Here is a 19,230-nt window from a genome sequence, read left to right as displayed (position 1 = left end):
TCTATGATTTATAGGAGGTAACTAATAAAATTGTATTTCGTTAAATGAGAGAAATTTTAGTATTATCATAAAAGTTATTATATTTAGCAACAAATAAAATCTAAAATGGAATATTTAGACTTTGAAATGCCTATTAAGGAACTTGAAGAACAACTTGAGAAATGTGTTGTTCTTGGTAAAGAAAGCGGGATAAATATAAATTCTGCTTGTAAGGAAATAGAAGAAAAAATTCAGACAACCAAACACGAAATATACGATCAGCTTACTCCTTGGCAGAGGGTACAGCTTTCCCGTCACCCCAACCGACCTTATTCATTAGATTATTGTAAGGCCATCACTGATGGTACTTTTATTGAATTACACGGTGACAGAAACTATGCTGATGATAAAGCGATGATAGGTGGTTTAGGAAAAATAGATGGTAAAACATTTATGATTATAGGCCAGCAAAAGGGTAAAAATACAAAGGAAAGACAATATAGACGTTTTGGAATGCCGAACCCTGATGGTTACAGAAAAGCTTTACGTTTAATGAAAGTTGCTGAAAAGTTTAATATCCCGATTTTAACTTTAATTGATACTCCCGGAGCCTATCCAGGTCTTGAAGCTGAAGAAAGAGGTCAGGGAGAAGCTATAGCTAATAACATTTTACAGATGTGTACTATTAAAGTACCAATCATCTGTGTAGTTATTGGAGAAGGTGCCAGTGGAGGTGCTCTAGGTATCGGAGTTGGAAATAAAGTATTTATGATGGAAAATTCATGGTACTCTGTAATATCTCCGGAAAATTGTTCTGCAATTTTATGGAGAAGTTGGGAATATAAGGAAAAAGCTGCCGAAACTATGAAACTTACAGCAAAGAATACTTTGGAACTAGGGATTATTGATGGTATTATCAAAGAGCCACTAGGCGGGGCTCATTATAGTCCGGAAGGAGCGTTCAAATCTTTAAAAGAAGAAGTATTAAAAGCTCATTCTGAATTGATAAGCATGAGTACTGAAGAATTAATTGAACATAGACAAAATAAGTTCATTAATATCGGAGTATATAGTGAATAAAATATTGTAAATAAAATATAAGGCACTAATTTGTAAGGTTAGTGCCTTTTTAATTAAAGGTTATGGATGCAGATATCATATTGAACGAAGTTCAAGGTTACGTTAAAGATCAACTTTCGGGGGATAGTTCCGGACATGATTACTGGCATATTGAAAGAGTTGTAAATAATGCAAAAAAATTATTAAACAGTGAAAAGGCAGATGGTTTTAAAGTATTGATTGCTGCCTGGCTGCATGATGTTGGAGATTATAAATTACACAATGGAAAAGATAAAACTCAGGAAATTGTATTCCCCTTACTAATTTCTTTAGGTTGTACGACTAAATTTGCAGAAGAAATCATACAAATCATTGAAGAAGTATCATTTAAAGGTGGACATAATTCCCCAACTACCTCTATTGAAGCCAAAATTGTACAAGATGCAGACAGATTGGACGCTATAGGTGCAATCGGTATTGCAAGAGCATTTGCATACGGAGGTAGCAAAGGCAGAGTAATTTTTAATCCTGATGAAAAACCCGAAGAATATTTGTCTTCAGAAGCTTATCAAAAAAATAATTCAAGCACCTTAATGCATTTTTACGAAAAACTATTAAAACTTAAAGATTTAATGAATACAGATTCTGCTAAAGAAATTGCTCATGAAAGACACCGGTTTATGGTTATATTTCTTGATCAATTTCAAAATGAAGTTTCTCATTAATTTTCCAATATTAACATTATAAAAAAGCTATCGTTTTCACGATAGCTTTTTTCAATAACAAAAATTACAAATAATTTGACTTACAAAGCAGTTATATTTACTTTGCAGTTATCTTTATCAACCGGGTATTTTTCGGTAAAACAACCAAAACAATGATTTTTACTTCCCAGTATTTTATATAGATTTTCTAACGAGAGAAAATCTAAAGAATTCACTTTTAAATAATTTCTTAATTCTTCTTTAGTTTTATTGGCAGATACCAAATGTGTTTTATCGGGAGTGTCTATACCTAAAAAGCAAGGAGCTATAATAGGCGGAGAAGCACTTCTGAAATGTATTTCTTTTGCTCCGGCTTCTTTTAATATTTTTACCAAACGTTTGGAAGTTGTACCTCTAACTATACTATCATCTATAATTACTATGCTTTTCCCTTCAATCTCTGAGTGTATGGGATTGAGTTTCAGGTTAACAATTCTTTCTCTCATTTCCTGAGTAGGCACAATGAATGATCTACCGATATATCTGTTTTTAATTAACACAGGCATGAAAGGAATACCGGAAGCTTTAGAATAACCAATAGCAGCGGGTACACCGGAATCAGGAACTCCAATTACTATATCTGCCTGCACCGGATTCTGTTCATATAATTTCATTCCACTTTCTACTCTTACTCTATGAACCTCAATATTTTCAATTATTGAATCAGGACGAGCAAAATAAATATATTCAAATGAACATATTCTTTGTTTAGTGTTTCCAAATATCATTTCTGAACGTAAACCGTTCTCATCTACTATAATCATTTCACCCGGAAGAACATCCCGGAAATATTGAGCTCCAACTCCATCTAAAGCACAGGATTCTGAAGCAAAGACATACGTATGCTCATCTATAATACCAATACACAAAGGACGTATTCCATTCGGATCTCTGAAAGCAATCAGCTTATTATTAGTCAACGTAAGCACAGAAAATGCACCTTTAATATTTTTAACGGCATGTTTAATTGCACTTTCAATTCCTTTATTTAAGTGTTTCTGAATTAACCTTAGCATTACTTCAGTATCGGACGTTGCCAGAAAATTTATTCCTTCTTCTTCTAATTTTTTACGTAAAGGATCAATGCAAACCAGGTTTCCGTTATGAACCAGAGAGAGCACCGTACGGTCATATTCATTTTTAGCAAAAAGCGGTTGATAATTATATCTTTTTTTATCCCCTGCAGTTGTATAACGGTTGTGCCCTATCGCAGCATTTCCTAAATAATCTTCCGTATTTTCAACAGACTTAAAAGCATCTAACACTAAACCACTTTGTTTTACAGTTTGTATTACACCCTCTTTTAATACTGAAAATCCGCAAGCTTCCTGACCTCTGTGCTGCAAAGCAAAAAGACCAAACTGAACTAAAGAAAAGGTATCAATGTTCCGGGTAGAATATACTCCGAAAACTCCGCATTCTTCTTCAGGGGAATCGAAAGCTATCTTTTCCGCTTTTCTGAACCTGTTTCTCTGATAATAACTAGTTGATTTCATTTTGCTTTTAGTATCAGGATTTAATATATTTTTAAGATAAAACTTCTTTTAATCGATTTAATATTTCGTGATAAGCATCTTCTACTTTACCCAAATCTCTTCTAAACCTGTCTTTATCTAGTTTTTCAAGAGTATCTTTGTCCCAGAGTCTACAAGTATCCGGACTAATTTCGTCAGCCAGTAAAATTTCTCCTTTTGAATTTTTACCAAATTCTATTTTAAAATCAACCAAAATGATGTTCATTTTCAAGAATAAATCTTTCATCAAATCATTAATTTTATGAGTAATCTTATAAATCTGGTTTAACTCATCATAAGTTGTAACCCCTAATGCTACAGCATGATCATTATTAATCAAAGGATCACCCAATTCATCTTTTTTATAACATATTTCAGTAATTACAACCGGAGATTTAGTCCCTTCTTCAATTCCTAAACGCTGAGCCATACTACCAGCAATATAATTACGGATAATCACTTCTAAAGGAATAATAGAAACTTTCTGAACCAATTGATCCCTGTCATCCATTTTTTTAATAAAATGAGTAGGCACTCCGTTTTCTTCCAGATATTTAAAGACTAAGGCTGTAATTTCGTTATTAATTACCCCTTTATCTGCTATAGTTCCTTTTTTCTGAGCATTGAAAGCTGTTGCATCATCTTTATAATGCACTATTACCTTATCAATTTCGTTAGTTGTATAAATTTGTTTGGCTTTGCCTTCGTAAAGAAATTCTTTTTTTTCCATTGTCTTTTCTGGTTTTATTTTTGGTAAAGTGATTCTTCGTAGCTGTTAAAATTATTTTCACTGAGTTTCCTGAAATGATTGACTCCATTTTTAAATATATTGTGATAATTAGAGTCCGGAACATTTTTCATGAGTCCCTCAGTAAATCTTTCTGGATGCCCCATTCTTCCGTAAATTTGCCCACAACGGCTTATGATTCCTTCAATAGCATAAGTAGAACCATTAGGATTGAAAGGCGTATCTAATGACGGGTTACCTTCAAAATCAATATATTGTGTAGCTATTTGTCCATTTTCAAAAAGCTGACGAATGTTTGATTCATCCGCATAAAAACACCCCTCACCATGTGAAACCGGAATAGTGTATTTTTCTCCTTTCATCCCCTTAAGCCAAGGACTAGTATCAGATAATACTTTAACCGTAACCATCTGCGAAATATGTCTACCGATTTTATTATGGGTCAGAGTAGGTGATTCGGCTGTCAAATCCTGAATTTTTCCGTAAGGTAGTAATCCGGATTTTACTAATGCCTGAAATCCATTACAGATACCTAATATGAGCCCTCCCCTTTCCAATAATCGATGTACAGCATTTTTAATTTTTTCATCTTTAAGTATGGAAACCATAAATTTAGCAGATCCGTCGGGTTCATCTCCTGCGGAAAAACCGCCAGGTAACATCATAATCTGAGAAGATTCCAGTTCTTTTTCAAATTGCTGAATGGAATTGTTTAGTTTAGTTAAGTTTAGATTGTTGATTATAACTGATGTTACCTCTGCGCCTTCTTTTTCAAATACTTTTATACTTTCATACTCGCAATTAGTCCCTGGAAAAACCGGAATAACTACTTTTGGATTTTGTATTTTATCTTCTACTTTTTTTGACTCAGTGATTTTTGTTATTTCTGTGAATTTTGGTAAGCCAGCTGAATTTTCTGTTATTGAAGGGAAAACAGGTTCTAAGGTTGATATATATAGTTTTTTAAGATTTGATAATAGAAATTCCTGAGCGTTGATTCTTAATACTGGTTCTGCAATAACTCTTCCTATTTTTATTAATCCGGAATGATTAAATTCTTCCTGACTTTCAATTAATAAAGAACCAACCGGATAAATTTTATCATCAACACTTACTTCGACACCCAAATCGTTACCGAAAGCCATTTTAGCCAGCTCAATTGACGGATGAGCATTTTTTATTGTCTTTACAGAAACTATCTGTTTTGTAACTATTTTCTCGTGAATCCATGAGTAAGACTCCTTTAATGTTTCATAATCAGGAGTTTCATCATCTTGTATTTTATGTTCAAATATGTAAACCCAATTTCCTGACTTTTTAAATTCAGGAGAAATTATCGTATTTTTATTTCCTACAGCACAGGCAAATGAAATTAAGGTTGGGGGTACATTTATCTCTTTGTAAGTACCAGACATACTATCTTTACCTCCGATTGCGGCACATCCGAAAGCTAATTGAGCCTGTACTGTTCCTAAAAGAGCAGCCAAAGGTTTCCCCCATTTTTCAGGTTCGTTTCCTAAGCGTTCAAAATACTCCTGAAAACTAAAGCGTACATTTTTGTAGTCTGCTCCTAAAGCAACCATTTTTGCTACGGATTCAACCACAGCATAAGCTCCTCCGTGCAATGGACTTTTTTTAGATATTTCCGGAGAATACCCCCAAGTGGCCAGAGACACTGTTGAAGTTTCTCCTTTTATCAATGGAATTGTCTGTACACTTCCCTCAGCAGGCGTTAACTGATTTTTTCCTCCCAATGGCATCAAAACGGTTGTTCTACCTACTGTACTATCAAATTTTTCTACTAACCCTTTTTGAGAACAGTGTTGCAAAGAAGACAATTTTTGCCCTATATAGTCTTCTGTTAACAAAATCTGTTCATTTTTAAATACTGATTCTTCAATATTAACGGCAGCCTCATTTTTTTTAGAAGCACCATTGGAGTCTAAAAATTCTCTAGATAAATCAACAATTTTCTGTCCTTTCCAATACATCGTCAACGTATTGTCGGCAGTAACTTCTGCAACTTCAACTGCTAGTATATTTTCTTCTTCTGCTAATTGTATGAAAGTATTTACGTCTTCAGCATCTACCACGACAGCCATTCTTTCCTGAGATTCAGAAATAGCAAGCTCTGTACCGTTTAAACCTTGGTATTTAACTGGTAGAACATCTAAATTTATTTTTAATCCATCGGCTAATTCACCTATTGCAACGGAAACTCCGCCTGCTCCAAAATCGTTACATTTTTTTATGAGTTGACAAACATTTTCGTTTCTAAAAAAACGTTGAATTTTTCTCTCCTGAACAGCATCACCTTTTTGAACCTCTGCGCTCATTGTATGTATGGACTTCTCATCATGAGCTTTAGAGGAACCGGTAGCTCCTCCTACTCCATCTCTTCCTGTTTTACCTCCGAGAACAATTATTTTATCTCCTTGTTCCGGTTTTTCACGCCTTACCCATTCTTTAGGAACTGCTCCTACTACCATCCCTACTTCCATTCTTTTCGCCTTATAGCCTTCGTCATAAATTTCTGAGACATGAGTAGTTGCCAGACCAATTTGATTTCCATAAGAAGAATAGCCGTCAGCGGCTCCTTTGGTTATTTTTCTTTGAGGCAATTTATTTGCAAGTGTATCTGAATAACTTTCTAATGGATTAGCAGAACCTGTTACTCTCATAGCCTGATATACAAATGCCCGTCCACTTAAAGGATCTCTGATAGCCCCACCTATACAAGTAGAAGCTCCGCCAAAAGGTTCTATTTCGGTTGGATGGTTATGTGTTTCATTTTTGAATAATAAATACCACGGTTCTTTTTTACCGTCAACATCTACTTGTATTTCAATTGTACATGCGTTTATTTCATCTGAAACTACCAAATCTTCCAGTTTTCCAGTTTTGTGAAAATATCTAGCAACTATTGTTGCGAGATCCATCAGGCATACTGGTTTATGTTCTCTACCCAATTCTTTTCTTAATGAAAGGTATTGGGAAAATATCTTTTCTAGAGTATCTTTAAATTTCCCGGTAAATTCTACATGATTCAATTCCGTCATAAAAGTAGTATGACGACAGTGATCACTCCAATATGTGTCTAAAACTTTTAATTCAGTTTCAGATGGATTTCTTTTTAACTTCTTAAAATGGTTCTGAATAAATTGTAAGTCATCTAGACCGAAAGCAAAGCTATTTAAATTATAAAATTCTTGTAATTCTGAGAAATTTTTATCAGTAAATCCATTATGAATTTTTACTTCATCTGGTTTATCCGAAGCTGTATATTCAAGTATAGATAAATCTTTTTCACGACTATCTACAGCATTAATCAGATATTTTTTTATCTCAGATAAATCTTCTATCCCTTGAATATCAAATAGCTTACCAGTACGCACTATACAGTCAGTATTCTTAGCAAGAATAGAAATCAGCTGCTGTGCAGAGTCGGCTCTTTGATCATATTGACCAGGAAGATACTCAATAGCAAAGTTTACATGTTTTGCAGGACATTGATCGTGACAAATGTCTGTCACCTTATCTGAAAAAATAGTATGCACTACTTTTTGAAAATCTTCTTGTGAAATATTAAATATATCGTAAATCAGATATACTTTTAGTGAAGTTATAGAATAAATTTCTTTTAATTCGTGAAACAAATTTTGACTTTCAAAATCAAAATCAGATTTCTTTTCTATGAATATTCTTTTGTTCATATTCGGTTTTCACATCTCAAACAAAAGACAGGTACTACAAAATTCAACAGACAAAACAGGCCCATTTCATTTGTAGAGACAAATTTACGGTCTGTCGTAGAAACACCCATCCTTATTATGAGCTTATACAAATGATATTAATACACAAACTAACTTTTAGTTTATGCTACAAATATACGGGTAATTTTTAACCTATCATAAATTTTTAAAAAGATAATCTTAGGATAAAATAAGTAAGGATAATTTTATCCGATATAGAAATATTGTTTATTTAATTGCTCCAGAACTAGTCCCAAATAGGTATGATACTGAAAAAGCTAAATTTGAAACTGAATTTTGCCGGGGATAATTTTTGTACGCATCTGTTAAACCATAATTATACCTTGCACTTAATTCTAGTTTTCTACGAAAAATTATTCCTGCACCTAAACCAAAGGAAAAATCAAATTTTGATACACCACCGTAATACAAATCATCTGAATCTTTATTTTTTTGTTTGACTAGAAAACCTAACTGAGGTCCAGCCTCCAAGAAAAATTCATGATTAGCTGCTCCTTTACAATTGCATACTTTTTTCGAAGAAAATAGAAAATCAGCAAAATAGTACTTTAACATCAACGGTAAATTTACATAATCCTGAAAATATTCAATGTTGATAACATCTCCATTTTTTTCTCCCTGCCATGAATAAAGTATTTCCGGTTGAAAGAAGAAATTGTTGTTTGCATCGTTAAACGGTATTTGTGCAATTATTCCCAAAGCAGGCGCAAAATTTCTTGTTTCGGAAAATTCATGCACATCTGTAACGTTGGTAAACTGTAAATTACCTTTTACACCTATACGAATCTGCGAATAAATGTGTGAAGATAGTGAAGTAAGGCAAATCATAGCAATTAGTAGTCGCTTACTAATTTGCATGTTTTTTAGTTTTTTTAGTGTTAATGTAACATTAGTTAATGCACAAATTTAATTATTTTATTTAAAATGAATTATAATAAAATATTTTTTTTCAAACTTAGATACGATTTATTAACAATTCTATAATCTTAAATGTATTTTTAATTATTAATTTAAAATAGTAACTTTATAATATGAAAGTTAAAAAACTAAAATTGAGTATTTTGGATCAGGTTCCTATCAGAAAAGGAAGTAATCCTACAGAGGCTTTGAAAGAAACTACTCATCTTGCGTCATTTTCAGATCAACTTGGCTACACTCGCTTCTGGGTTGCTGAACATCATAATATATCATCTCTTGCCAGCTCTGCTCCTGAGATATTGATTGCACACCTTGCTAATCATACCAAACAAATAAGGCTGGGATCCGGCGGTATTATGCTTCCAAATCATAGTGCACTGAAAATGGCTGAAAATTTCAGATTACTTGAATCCTTAGCTCCCGGTAGAATTGATATGGGTATTGGACGGGCACCCGGAACCGATAGGCTTACAGCATCCTTATTAAATCCTTCAAATACATTTAAAGAACAAGATTTTATTGAACAACTATATCACCTTGAAGCTTTTTTTCGAAATGATCATATTGCGGGTACGTTATTTGAAAAAATTAAAGCTACTCCTTATACAGAATTAATTCCCCAACTTTGGTTATTGAGCTCCAGTGGAGAAAGTGCCTTATTTGCAGCTCATTTTGGAATGAAACTTTCTTTTGCTCATTTTATCAACGGAAATGGTGGATATGATGCTGTAAGAGAATATAAAAAACAATTTCGTCCCTCAGCCCAATTAAAAGAACCTGAAGCCAATATTGCTATTTTCGCCTTTTGCAGTAATGACATTGAAAAAATTGAGCGTAACCGGGCTTTAATGGATTACCGATTTATAGAGTTGGAAAGAAAGGGAAATTTATCCCCGGTAAATTATGATGATATTAAGGATGAACATTATAATAGTCATGAAAAACTGCGCATTGAGTTTAATCGTAAAAGGATGGTATTCGGAACTCAGGAACAAATTAAATCGGAATTAACCGAGCTTGCAGAAAATTATGATGTTGATGAGATAATGCTTATTACATATACTGAAAACTTAGAAGATCGATTAACTTCATATCAATTGATTAGTGAATGTTTTGATCTTTAAACTGATAATTGTAACTAATTAAATTAGCTATGCTTAATAAGAATAATCTTTCTTTAACTCTAGTAGAGTTTGCTCCTGAATGGGAAAATGCAGATCATAATTTAAATTTTTTATCCAGACTTCTTCTTGGCACCGGACCTACAGACATCATCGTACTTCCTGAAATGTTTAATACTGGTTTTAGTATGAATTCTGCTAAAATTGCTGAATGTATGAATGGCAAAACTGTAAACTGGATGAAAGAGTTTTCATTAAATAACTCAAAAGCTATTTGCGGGAGTATTGCTGTTTTCGAGAATTATAATTATTTCAACCGGTTTATTTTTGTAAATAACGGGGAAATTTGTGCCTGCTATGATAAGCATCATCTTTTTAGTTATGGAGGCGAAAACAGAAATTATTCGTCAGGTTCCACACAAATTTATTTTAATTTCAAGGGTTGGAAAATATTTCCTACCATCTGTTATGATTTGCGTTTTCCTATATGGAACCGAAATACGGAAAACTATGATTTATTGCTTAATGTAGCTTCCTGGCCAGATAATAGAATTGACGTATGGGACACTCTACTTAAAGCAAGGGCTATCGAAAATATGAGTTATGTATGTGGTGTTAACAGGATAGGTACGGATTTTATGAACCTAAATTATTCTGGACATTCTTCGGTTGTATCACCAACGGGGACACTTCTAAAACTAAATAAAATAAATAATTTCTTATTTCAACAATTAATCGAAAAATCAGAAATTCATCTTTGGCGGAATAAATACAAATTCCTAGATGACAGAGATTCTTTTAAATGGATATAAATTTAAGCGTATATTTCTTAAATCTTTATAGTCTATATTTGAGAAAAAAATGAAAATGTTATATTACCGTATTTTCTTGATTCGATGAAATTAGGATGTTCTGAAAAGTTTTTTCTAGTATTATGTTCAATTATAATTTGTCCATCTTCGGATAAAAAATTATTTAAAAACAGTGAATCTAATAATTTAATGTATTCTTTATCTTCAAATTCAAAAGGTGGATCTGCAAATATTACATCATACTTTTTAAAACTTGGTTTGCTGACAAAAGTAAAAACATTTTGTTTAATTACATTTACATTCTGCTTGATTTCCAGCTGTACTAATATATCCTGAATAAATTTAACATGCTTTCCGTTAATTTCCACTGAAGTTACATCTTTACATCCTCTTGATACAAATTCATAGTCCATGGAACCAATGCCTGCAAATAAATCAAGTACAGCGATTTCTGATATATGATATTGATGATTAATTATACTAAATAGAGCTTCTTTAGCAAAATCCGTAGTTGGTCTTACATCAAAATGCTTAGGGGCCGAAATTCTTTTTCCTTTTAACTTTCCTGCTATAATTCGTATCATATAATATCTAATGTAGTGAAATTTTCTCTTTCAAATTTATCATCTGTACCGGGTAAGACTTCTCTGAAATAAGTTGAAAACATTGTCTCCTTACCTAGTTTTTCTGAAATTGATCCGTAATAATATAAAATAGATCGGGCTAACTTTGTATCAGTTATTTTAGCTACTGTTTTTAAAAAATAAATTATATCTATTATTGAAGAATACGGATATATATTATATAATATAAGTCCATTATTTTCTACAACAGCTAACTCGAAATATTCCTGATAAAAATTTATAAAATATCCGTTTCGTCTGTTTTGATCTTTTATTTTTGATAAGAATTTAAATCCTGTATGTGAAACTCTGATTTTATCTGAGATTCCAGAAAATAAATTTTCAATTTTTTCCTGATAATAGAAAACTAATACTAAATCATACTGAGGAACAAGATTGAAACGCAAACTCATATTAGGAGCAAAAGGAACTGTTTGATTTAAAAAAGATTCTGCCAGATTTTCCTCAAAATATTCTAAAGGTATTAATGTAAATTTTTCACTGAGAATGGACAGGTCTATAAAACTATATTTATGTTGAAAAAAATTTATATCAGACAGCTTGTCCGATATTTTTTCAATATTTGTTATTAAATTAATACTTTCTGAAGGAAAAGTTTTTTTGTTAGTTTCGTGCTCAAGTGAAGACTCAATGTATGTAAACTTTTTGTATTCAAACAAAAATGAAACAGAGTTAAATTGAGTTATATTTATATTTTTTTTTGTTCCCAAAGTGTTTGTAATCTTAATTTGTCACTAAGCAAATATATAGTTAATCGCTTGGATACACAAAATTAAAAGTTTATATTTGAATTAACAACAGCTTATTAATGAGTTTTTAGTGTGACTAAATATGTGATTAAATATCGGAATTAAAAATTTCATATTTTGCAGATTTACAATGTCTTTACATTTTTGTAGCGAGTATCCAACATCCTATTAAAAATTTCCTTTTATTAAATACTTTTCGTAAATTTGCCGGCTCATAAACATGAAATAAATGAACGTTACACAGAACAAAATAGATGATTTAAATACTATCATTAGTATCACTATTAAACCGGAAGACTACAAACCTAATGTTGAAAAATCCTTAAATGATTATAGAAAGAAAGTAAATATGCCTGGTTTCAGGAAAGGAAAAACTCCAATGGGAATTGTAAAAAAACAGTACGAAGGAGCTGTTACATTTGAAGAAATTAATAAGGTTTTAAATACTGCTTTAAGTAACTTCATTTCAGAAAATAAATTAGCTGTTTTAGGACAACCGTTGCCTGTAACTAATAATCAACTGGATGCAAATGCCAATGAGATGACTTTTGAATTTGAAGTTGGATTGTCTCCTGATTTTACTGTAGATTTATCAAAAGCTACGGCTGATTATTATAAGATTGTGGCTACAGATAAAGAAATAGATGATACTGTTAATCGTATTCAGACTCAGTTCGGAGAAGTTATTGATGCTGATGCTATTGAAGAAGGAGGAAATTTTTCAGTTAAAATTTCTCAAAAGGATACTGAAGGAAATCTTGTTGAAGGTGGTATAGATACTACAGTAACTATTCTTGTAGACGATTTAAAGAACAAAGAAATTTTCTTAGGTAAAAAAAATGGAGAGAGCGTTGAAATTAAAGCTCAGGATTTATTCAAAGACGTTCATCAATTACAACATTTTTTTAATCTGTCTCATGAAGATGCTCATCATTTTAATGATAATCTAACTCTAGCCATTGAAAAAACTTCTACCCGTTCTAAAGCTGAATTAAATCAAGATTTATTTGATAAAGTTTATGGAAAAGATAAAATTTCTTCTGAAGAAGAACTAAGAAACAAAATTAAAGAAGAAATTGAAAATTATTACAAAAAAGAGTCTGATACAAAATTTATGAATGATTCTGTTGAATGGCTTTTCGAGAATATTAAATTTGAATTACCTTCTCAATTTTTAACAAAATATATTCAAAGTTCCGCTAAAGAGCCTATGAATGATGAAGAAGCTGCTGCTGAATATGAAAAATCTGAAAAAGCATTGCGTTATCAGCTTATTGAAGGAAAAATTTTATCTGACCATAATGTAAATATTCAATATGCGGATTTAGTAGAATTTACTAAGTCTCAAATGCAACAACAATTTGCTATGTATGGTTATGTTGACATTCCTGAAGATGAATTAAATAAATATGTTGCTAATGCAATGAAAAACGATGAGCATGTAAGACAGGCTTCAGGTAATTTAATACAACAGGAATTATTTAAAATATTTGATTCTCAAATCAAAAAAGATGAAAAAACAGTTTCTATCGAAGACTTTGACAAGGTTTTAAAGGCAGAACAAGATAAAGCAGAACCAGCAGCTAAATAAATATTTAGTTCAAATAAAAAAAAATGATTTCATTGAAATAATGAAATCATTTTTTTTATATCCAAATTTTGAGTTTTAGAGTAAAAAAAAAAGCCACCCACAAATCTCAATAAAGGATGACTTTTTCAAATAAATATTCAATTAGTTGTATTCTCTTTTATAAATCAACAATATTTAAAGTTTTTAGTGTTATTTCAAATTTGTTATTCTTTAATTCAAATCTTTTAGTGCTGTAATTTTTTCAGTGTTATGTAACCTCTTACTCAATTATTACATTACAAATGTATAGATATTTTTCTAATAATAAAAATATTTAGTGATTTTTTTCTATAAATATTTAAAAAAATATAGACAAAAAACATAACTATTTAATAATCAACAAATTAACCATATCATAATTAGAAAAAAAAACGACAAAATTACTGAAATGTATTTTGTCGTTACTTTTAAAAGGAAATAAAAGATTATTTTCTATATCTCATAATTTGGATATGGATCTGATTTATTTAAAATTTCTTTTTGTCTTAATTCTAAAAGCCTTTTTCCATTATGGTAAACTCTACCCGTTAAACTTCTAATCCAGCCTTTCTTTTTAAGTGATGTAAGCACTTGTCCTAAAGTTTCGATATCTCTGTGAAGTTTTACTATTTCTTCTTTTCTCATAGTTTCATCTTCGACTAAAAAAACCAGTTCTTCTTCTAATTCTTCCTTAAATTTTTCTAATTCCTGCCTGATTTTCAATATTTCTTCAGTTGTAAAATAACCATCAAGAGACTCGAACTTTTCGCAAATTTTATCTATATGCTCTTGTTCTTCTTCCATAAGACCTAAAGGTGAATTTAATGATATTTCTTTCCATATAATATCCAGCCACTGTTTTAGTTTTTCATAAACATCAGATTTTTTTGTTAATAGAAAATTTTCATGTAAAGAAAATTTTCCAGGAATAGCATCTCCAAAAATATTATATTTTTCATTATCTTTTTTTTCCCTGAAATGATTTTTATCCTGAAAAGAAATTTTAAATTTTGGCTCTATTAAATATATAATGAACAAAGTATCCTGATTGACTTCCAGCTTAAAATCAACATATTCAAATTTATCATGCTGCTTTATAATTCCAATTATATTATCTAAGAAATCATCTTTAATCATTTATCTAAAAATTATTTTTTAAAATCCAAATATAAAAATATTTTTTTTATCTTGATAATTTTCTATATAATACTTTTTTTTTATCTTTGTATAAACTTATAAGAATATTTAATTTTCTATATTAATTTATGTTATTATTTTAGTCAGAAATGAAAAGTCAACCAAAAACAACTATTGACCGATTGCTGGAATTTATGGAATTTAAAGGCCTCAATGACAATAAAATCACTAAACTGGCAGGTCTATCTGTAGGGTTAATCGGAAGAGCTCGTAGAAATAAATCAGGACTGCACACAGATACTATAGAAAAAATACTAAATACTTTTAAAGAGCTTAATCCTACGTGGCTACTAACCGGCATAGGAGATATGATTTTACCTTCGTTTGAAAAAACTGACAATACCTTACCTACAAATAATGAGGAATCATTAATTGATGAAATTTTTTCTACCCAAAGAGAAGTGATTGCATTGTTGAAAAAACAGTATTTTAAATCGGATATTTAATTTTCAATTTCAATTACCGTATATACTGGAAAATGATCACTATAGCCTCCTACATATCTGTTTCCTTGATAAGTTCTCCAAGGTTTGCCTATTTTTTTTCGTTCTGGTTCCTGTAGATATGAAGCATTATATATTTGGGATTTAATAATTTTTAAAGGACTTTCCTGAGCGTAAAATGAACTGGAAGTTAGGATTTGATCAAAAAGTAATCCTTTACCTTCGTAGTATAAACTAAAGCCTCCATTTCTGTATATTTCTTCAAAAGGATTATAAAATTCACTTGGATGCAATTCTTCTATTTTTTTTTTGACTTTTAACTCCTCATAAATATAAGGGGCAATGGGATTTTCATTAAAATCTCCCATAATTATAATGTTAGCTTTTGAATCTGTTTCAAATATTGTATTTATTTTTTTACGTAGTTCTTGTAATAAATATATCCTTTTATCTCTATTGATATTATTATTTCTTTTAGATGGTAAATGAAGCACAAAAAAATACATTATAGTATTGTGAATTTTCCCTTTAACGTAGGTTATATCACGAGTAAAATCTCTGGAACCATTGTGATTTAATACATAAAAACGAAGAAAATCTTTTTCTTCAACCGTAAAAAATTCTTTATTATAGAAAAAAGCAGTGTCAATTCCTCTTTCATCTAAAGAATCTGTATGAACATATCCATAATTTGCTTTAAATGGAAATTCTTTTAACAAATCTTCAATAACTTTTTTATTTTCAATTTCACACAAACCAAAAAATGTTGGTAATCTGTCTGTCTCGTCCTCTCCTATTTTGCTTATAGCTTTAGCAATTCGCATCAGTTTATTTTGATAACGATTTAATGTCCAGGACTTATTTCCGCTGAAGGTATATTCAGAGTCTAAAATAGAAGAATCACGATTTATATCGTATAAATTTTCAACATTATAAAAAGCTACTGTGTGAAGCATATATTTTTACAAATTATAAATAATTTGTAAAAATATTACTTCTCTTTTAACTTATACCTATATTATTTAAAATTTCGTGCAATAAAAGTTAACAAAAAAACTCCTGCTATGCTGAAACCTAAATCATAGAGAGCCAGCTTTTATATAATAAGTAAGGTTTAAATACATTATTCTCGGTTATTTTTATCATTTCTAACGGAATATATAAGCTAAAGTCTTTACGTTCCTCTTCTAATTGATTTAATAGTCGTGTAAATTGAATTCCAGATATCAATTTTTCTCCTAAAAAACCTGATATTAAAACCGATGTTTTATAAATTATATCTCTAGAGCTATTTTCTGATATGTTACTGGATTTAGCAATGATATTTATAAACAAATCTTTTTTATTATTTAAAAGGTAATTAAAAAAATTACTGTTTAAATTTTGTTCTGTAAAAGTAGTATTGTAAATTTTTGTGGCATTTAACAAAATATTAAATTCTCCCATATGCTTTATTATATATTCAAGTTTTTTATCTTTTCTTTTTTCTATAATAACATCTAATATGGATGCAACAGATGATTGAATAGCTGATAAGACATTTGAATTGTCTTCTTTTAATGTTAGGGATGTTGTATAAATTATTTCAGGTGAAATAAATTCGTGTATTGAATTAAATAAATATTTCATAAAATGTTTTTTAGTGTTGATACAAAAAGACGATAAAAATCGATAAATCAGTATTCATTATAATAGATTTTATTAATTGTGCTGTTACTAAAACCTATAAACAAAAAGCCTCTGATATTCAGAGGCTTACTTTAATTATTTTAAAAAATATTACATTAATTGTAATTTATTTTACAGTTTCACCATTGTTTGTTACATGTTCAGGAACTACAAAAGTAAATTTTCCATCTTCTTTTTGTGTTAAAAGTAACATTCCCTGACTGACAATTCCTCTAATTTTTCTGGGAGCAAGGTTTACTAAAACAGAAACCTGTTTGCCTACTAATTCTTCCGGAGAAAAACTTTCCGCTATACCCGAAACTATAGTTCTGACGTCTATACCTGTATCAACTTTAAATTCTAAAAGCTTATCTGCTTTTTCAACTTTTTTCGCTTCAAGTATAGTCCCCGTTCTAATATCTATTTTTTCGAAATCGTCAAATTCAATTATATCTTTTTGTGGCTCGGCATTTAGGTTTGTCATTAAATTTTTCTTTTTAGAATCTTCCAGTTTACTAATTTGATATTGTATAGCTTCATCTTCAATCTGCTCAAAAAGAAGAGGAATTTTATTAATTTCAGAACCAGCCTGAAGAAGTATTATTCCTTCTTCTAGATTATCCCATTCAGTATAGGATAATTGTAACCCATCCATCATTTTTTTAGATGAAAACGGAATAAAAGGTTCGGAAAGCTGCGCTAAATAAGCAGCTATTTGAGCGGCAACAAACATAGTATCTGCTGTTTCTGCAATGTCAGTCTGAATAGTTTTCCAAGGTTGTCTTTCCTGAAAAAATTTATTTCCTAAATGTGATAAATTCATTAATGCATTTAATCCGTTTCTAAATTCATATTTTTGAATATATCCTGAGATTTCTTTTGCAGTTTCGGAGAGTCTTTTTAATTCCTGAAATTTCTTTCCTTCAGTTAAAGCCGGTATTTTACCATCAAAATATTTATTAATAAATACGGAAACTCTATTCATAAAATTCCCTAAATTATCAGCCAGTTCTGAATTGTTTTTAATTTGGAAATCTTTCCAAGTAAAGTTATTATCTTTAGTCTCGGGAGCATTTGCCAGTAATACATATCTCAATGTATCCTGTTTACCGGGAAAATCCTGTAAATATTCATGAGCCCATACCGCCCAATTTCTTGAAGTGGATATTTTATCGTTTTCTAAATTTAAAAATTCATTAGCCGGCACATTGTCTGGCAGGATATATTCTCCGTGAGCTTCTAACATTGCCGGAAAAATAATACAGTGAAAAACAATATTGTCTTTAGCTATAAAGTGTACAAGCTTAGTTTCTGTATCCTGCCAGTAAGGTCTCCAGTCCTTACCCTCTCTTTCCGCCCATTCTTTAGTTGATGATATATATCCAATGGGAGCATCAAACCATACATATAAAACTTTCCCCTCCTCACCTTTCAAGGGTACAGGGATACCCCAATCCAGGTCGCGAGTCATTGCTCTGGGTTTTAATCCATCGTCTAGCCATGACTTTACCTGACCATATACATTAGGTCTCCAATCATTTTTATGCCCTTTTAAAATCCATTCTTCCATGAAAGATTGATAATCGTTAAGAGGTAAATACCAATGCTTTGTTTTTTTTACAATTGGCTTTTCACCACTTAGCATTGAATGCGGATTAATTAACTCATTTGGACTTAAAGTAGAACCACATTTTTCACATTGATCTCCATAAGCTCCCGAATTTCCACATTTAGGGCAAGTACCCACAATATAACGATCTGCTAAAAACTCACCGGCTTTTTCATCATAATATTGTTCAGATTCTTCTTCTGTAAATTTCCCGTTTTCATATAGTTTAAGGAAAAATTCCTGAGCTGTTTCTGTATGTACCGGTAATGTTGTTCTCGAATAATTATCATATGAAATACCTAATTCAGAAAAAGTATTTTTCATCATTTCATGATATCTGTCTACAATATCCTGAGGTGTAACCCCTTCTTTTTTTGCTCTTATGGTAATGGGAATACCATGTTCATCGGAACCTCCGATTAAAATAACATCATGTCCTTTTCTGCGGAGAAACCTTACATAAACATCCGCTGGAATATATACTCCTGCCAAATGACCAATATGTAAAGGTCCGTTTGCATAGGGAAGAGCTGTAGTAACAGTATATCTGCTCATAAAATAATAGTATGTTTAATTTGAATTTTTACTTGTTTTTTACCATGCAAAAATACAAAGTAAGAAGT

Annotated in this window: 16 protein-coding genes and 1 riboswitch; of the genes, 6 read left to right on the top strand and 10 right to left on the bottom strand. The window is 30.8% G+C overall.

Going from position 1 to position 19,230, the window contains the following annotated elements:
- Positions 1-105 precede the first annotated feature (105 nt).
- Both EOV51_RS10225 and EOV51_RS10220 read left to right on the top strand, forming a co-directional pair.
- A complete protein-coding gene (locus EOV51_RS10225; protein ID WP_128152431.1) occupies positions 106-1,059 on the top strand; it encodes an acetyl-CoA carboxylase carboxyltransferase subunit alpha in 954 nt (317 codons plus the stop codon).
- A 62-nt stretch (positions 1,060-1,121) separates the two neighbouring features.
- A complete protein-coding gene (locus EOV51_RS10220; protein ID WP_128152430.1) occupies positions 1,122-1,763 on the top strand; it encodes an HD domain-containing protein in 642 nt (213 codons plus the stop codon).
- Positions 1,764-1,843: 80 nt separating this feature from the next.
- On the opposite strand, the gene purF is transcribed toward EOV51_RS10220, so the two are convergent.
- The 4 genes from purF to EOV51_RS10200 form a co-directional block, all read right to left on the bottom strand.
- Positions 1,844-3,298 carry an amidophosphoribosyltransferase gene (purF, locus tag EOV51_RS10215; RefSeq protein ID WP_128152429.1) on the bottom strand — a complete coding sequence of 485 codons (1,455 nt, stop codon included), beginning with the start codon at positions 3,296-3,298 and terminating at the stop codon, positions 1,844-1,846.
- A gap of 31 nt (positions 3,299-3,329) precedes the next feature.
- On the bottom strand, positions 3,330-4,046 hold the full coding sequence (gene purC, locus EOV51_RS10210; RefSeq protein ID WP_128152428.1) for a phosphoribosylaminoimidazolesuccinocarboxamide synthase: 717 nt from the start codon (positions 4,044-4,046) through the stop codon (positions 3,330-3,332).
- Between the two features lie 14 nt (positions 4,047-4,060).
- A complete protein-coding gene (locus EOV51_RS10205; RefSeq protein ID WP_128152427.1) occupies positions 4,061-7,777 on the bottom strand; it encodes a phosphoribosylformylglycinamidine synthase in 3,717 nt (1,238 codons plus the stop codon).
- 53 nt (positions 7,778-7,830) lie between these two features.
- A riboswitch (purine riboswitch) is annotated at positions 7,831-7,928 on the bottom strand.
- A gap of 116 nt (positions 7,929-8,044) precedes the next feature.
- Positions 8,045-8,695 carry a porin family protein gene (locus EOV51_RS10200; RefSeq protein WP_128152426.1) on the bottom strand — a complete coding sequence of 217 codons (651 nt, stop codon included), beginning with the start codon at positions 8,693-8,695 and terminating at the stop codon, positions 8,045-8,047.
- Between the two features lie 173 nt (positions 8,696-8,868).
- On the opposite strand from EOV51_RS10200, the gene EOV51_RS10195 reads away from it, so the two are divergent.
- A complete protein-coding gene (locus tag EOV51_RS10195) occupies positions 8,869-9,879 on the top strand; it encodes an LLM class flavin-dependent oxidoreductase (RefSeq protein ID WP_128152425.1) in 1,011 nt (336 codons plus the stop codon).
- A gap of 29 nt (positions 9,880-9,908) precedes the next feature.
- Positions 9,909-10,688 carry a nitrilase-related carbon-nitrogen hydrolase gene (locus EOV51_RS10190; RefSeq protein WP_128152424.1) on the top strand — a complete coding sequence of 260 codons (780 nt, stop codon included), beginning with the start codon at positions 9,909-9,911 and terminating at the stop codon, positions 10,686-10,688.
- Between the two features lie 32 nt (positions 10,689-10,720).
- Here EOV51_RS10190 and rsmD read toward each other — a convergent pair whose 3' ends face one another.
- Both rsmD and EOV51_RS10180 read right to left on the bottom strand, forming a co-directional pair.
- Entirely contained in the window at positions 10,721-11,272 is a 552-nt protein-coding gene (gene rsmD, locus EOV51_RS10185) for a 16S rRNA (guanine(966)-N(2))-methyltransferase RsmD (RefSeq protein WP_128152423.1), read from the bottom strand.
- Positions 11,269-12,042 carry a DUF3822 family protein gene (locus EOV51_RS10180; RefSeq protein ID WP_164875286.1) on the bottom strand — a complete coding sequence of 258 codons (774 nt, stop codon included), beginning with the start codon at positions 12,040-12,042 and terminating at the stop codon, positions 11,269-11,271. The genes rsmD and EOV51_RS10180 overlap by 4 nt, the downstream gene beginning before the upstream one ends.
- 268 nt (positions 12,043-12,310) lie before the next feature.
- Between EOV51_RS10180 and EOV51_RS10175 the strand changes: the two genes are divergently transcribed.
- Complete coding sequence (locus tag EOV51_RS10175) at positions 12,311-13,672, top strand: trigger factor (protein WP_128152421.1); 1,362 nt, start codon at positions 12,311-12,313, stop codon at positions 13,670-13,672.
- 471 nt (positions 13,673-14,143) lie between these two features.
- On the opposite strand, the gene EOV51_RS10170 is transcribed toward EOV51_RS10175, so the two are convergent.
- Complete coding sequence (locus tag EOV51_RS10170) at positions 14,144-14,827, bottom strand: hypothetical protein (RefSeq protein ID WP_128152420.1); 684 nt, start codon at positions 14,825-14,827, stop codon at positions 14,144-14,146.
- A 149-nt stretch (positions 14,828-14,976) separates the two neighbouring features.
- On the opposite strand from EOV51_RS10170, the gene EOV51_RS10165 reads away from it, so the two are divergent.
- Positions 14,977-15,333 (top strand): hypothetical protein, encoded by a 357-nt coding sequence (locus EOV51_RS10165; protein WP_128152419.1) that lies wholly within the window; start codon positions 14,977-14,979, stop codon positions 15,331-15,333.
- Here EOV51_RS10165 and EOV51_RS10160 read toward each other — a convergent pair.
- The 3 genes from EOV51_RS10160 to metG all read right to left on the bottom strand — a co-directional run bounded on the left by EOV51_RS10160 (position 15,330) and on the right by metG (position 19,162).
- Positions 15,330-16,286: an endonuclease/exonuclease/phosphatase family protein gene (locus EOV51_RS10160; protein WP_128152418.1), complete on the bottom strand. Its 957-nt coding sequence runs from the start codon at positions 16,284-16,286 to the stop codon at positions 15,330-15,332. The two genes, EOV51_RS10165 and EOV51_RS10160, sit on opposite strands and share 4 nt — an antisense overlap.
- Positions 16,287-16,404: 118 nt before the next feature.
- Positions 16,405-16,959: a hypothetical protein gene (locus EOV51_RS10155; protein ID WP_128152417.1), complete on the bottom strand. Its 555-nt coding sequence runs from the start codon at positions 16,957-16,959 to the stop codon at positions 16,405-16,407.
- A gap of 166 nt (positions 16,960-17,125) precedes the next feature.
- On the bottom strand, positions 17,126-19,162 hold the full coding sequence (metG, locus tag EOV51_RS10150; protein ID WP_128152416.1) for a methionine--tRNA ligase: 2,037 nt from the start codon (positions 19,160-19,162) through the stop codon (positions 17,126-17,128).
- Positions 19,163-19,230: the final 68 nt, after the last annotated feature.

The sequence above is a fragment of the Apibacter raozihei genome, assembly GCF_004014855.1.
GTDB classification, from domain to species: Bacteria; Bacteroidota; Bacteroidia; order Flavobacteriales; family Weeksellaceae; genus Apibacter; species Apibacter raozihei.
Note: the sequence above shows the minus strand (reverse complement) of the source record. Positions and strands in the feature narration are given on the sequence as shown.

Coding starts and splice junctions, on each gene's coding strand:
- EOV51_RS10225 (WP_128152431.1), top strand. CDS start 106: ATGGAATATTTAGACTTTGAAATGCCTATTAAGGAACTTGAAGAACAA.
- EOV51_RS10220 (WP_128152430.1), top strand. CDS start 1,122: ATGGATGCAGATATCATATTGAACGAAGTTCAAGGTTACGTTAAAGAT.
- purF (WP_128152429.1), bottom strand. CDS start 3,298: ATGAAATCAACTAGTTATTATCAGAGAAACAGGTTCAGAAAAGCGGAA.
- purC (WP_128152428.1), bottom strand. CDS start 4,046: ATGGAAAAAAAAGAATTTCTTTACGAAGGCAAAGCCAAACAAATTTAT.
- EOV51_RS10205 (WP_128152427.1), bottom strand. CDS start 7,777: ATGAACAAAAGAATATTCATAGAAAAGAAATCTGATTTTGATTTTGAA.
- EOV51_RS10200 (WP_128152426.1), bottom strand. CDS start 8,695: ATGCAAATTAGTAAGCGACTACTAATTGCTATGATTTGCCTTACTTCA.
- EOV51_RS10195 (WP_128152425.1), top strand. CDS start 8,869: ATGAAAGTTAAAAAACTAAAATTGAGTATTTTGGATCAGGTTCCTATC.
- EOV51_RS10190 (WP_128152424.1), top strand. CDS start 9,909: ATGCTTAATAAGAATAATCTTTCTTTAACTCTAGTAGAGTTTGCTCCT.
- rsmD (WP_128152423.1), bottom strand. CDS start 11,272: ATGATACGAATTATAGCAGGAAAGTTAAAAGGAAAAAGAATTTCGGCC.
- EOV51_RS10175 (WP_128152421.1), top strand. CDS start 12,311: ATGAACGTTACACAGAACAAAATAGATGATTTAAATACTATCATTAGT.
- EOV51_RS10170 (WP_128152420.1), bottom strand. CDS start 14,827: ATGATTAAAGATGATTTCTTAGATAATATAATTGGAATTATAAAGCAG.
- EOV51_RS10165 (WP_128152419.1), top strand. CDS start 14,977: ATGAAAAGTCAACCAAAAACAACTATTGACCGATTGCTGGAATTTATG.
- EOV51_RS10160 (WP_128152418.1), bottom strand. CDS start 16,286: ATGCTTCACACAGTAGCTTTTTATAATGTTGAAAATTTATACGATATA.
- EOV51_RS10155 (WP_128152417.1), bottom strand. CDS start 16,959: ATGAAATATTTATTTAATTCAATACACGAATTTATTTCACCTGAAATA.
- metG (WP_128152416.1), bottom strand. CDS start 19,162: ATGAGCAGATATACTGTTACTACAGCTCTTCCCTATGCAAACGGACCT.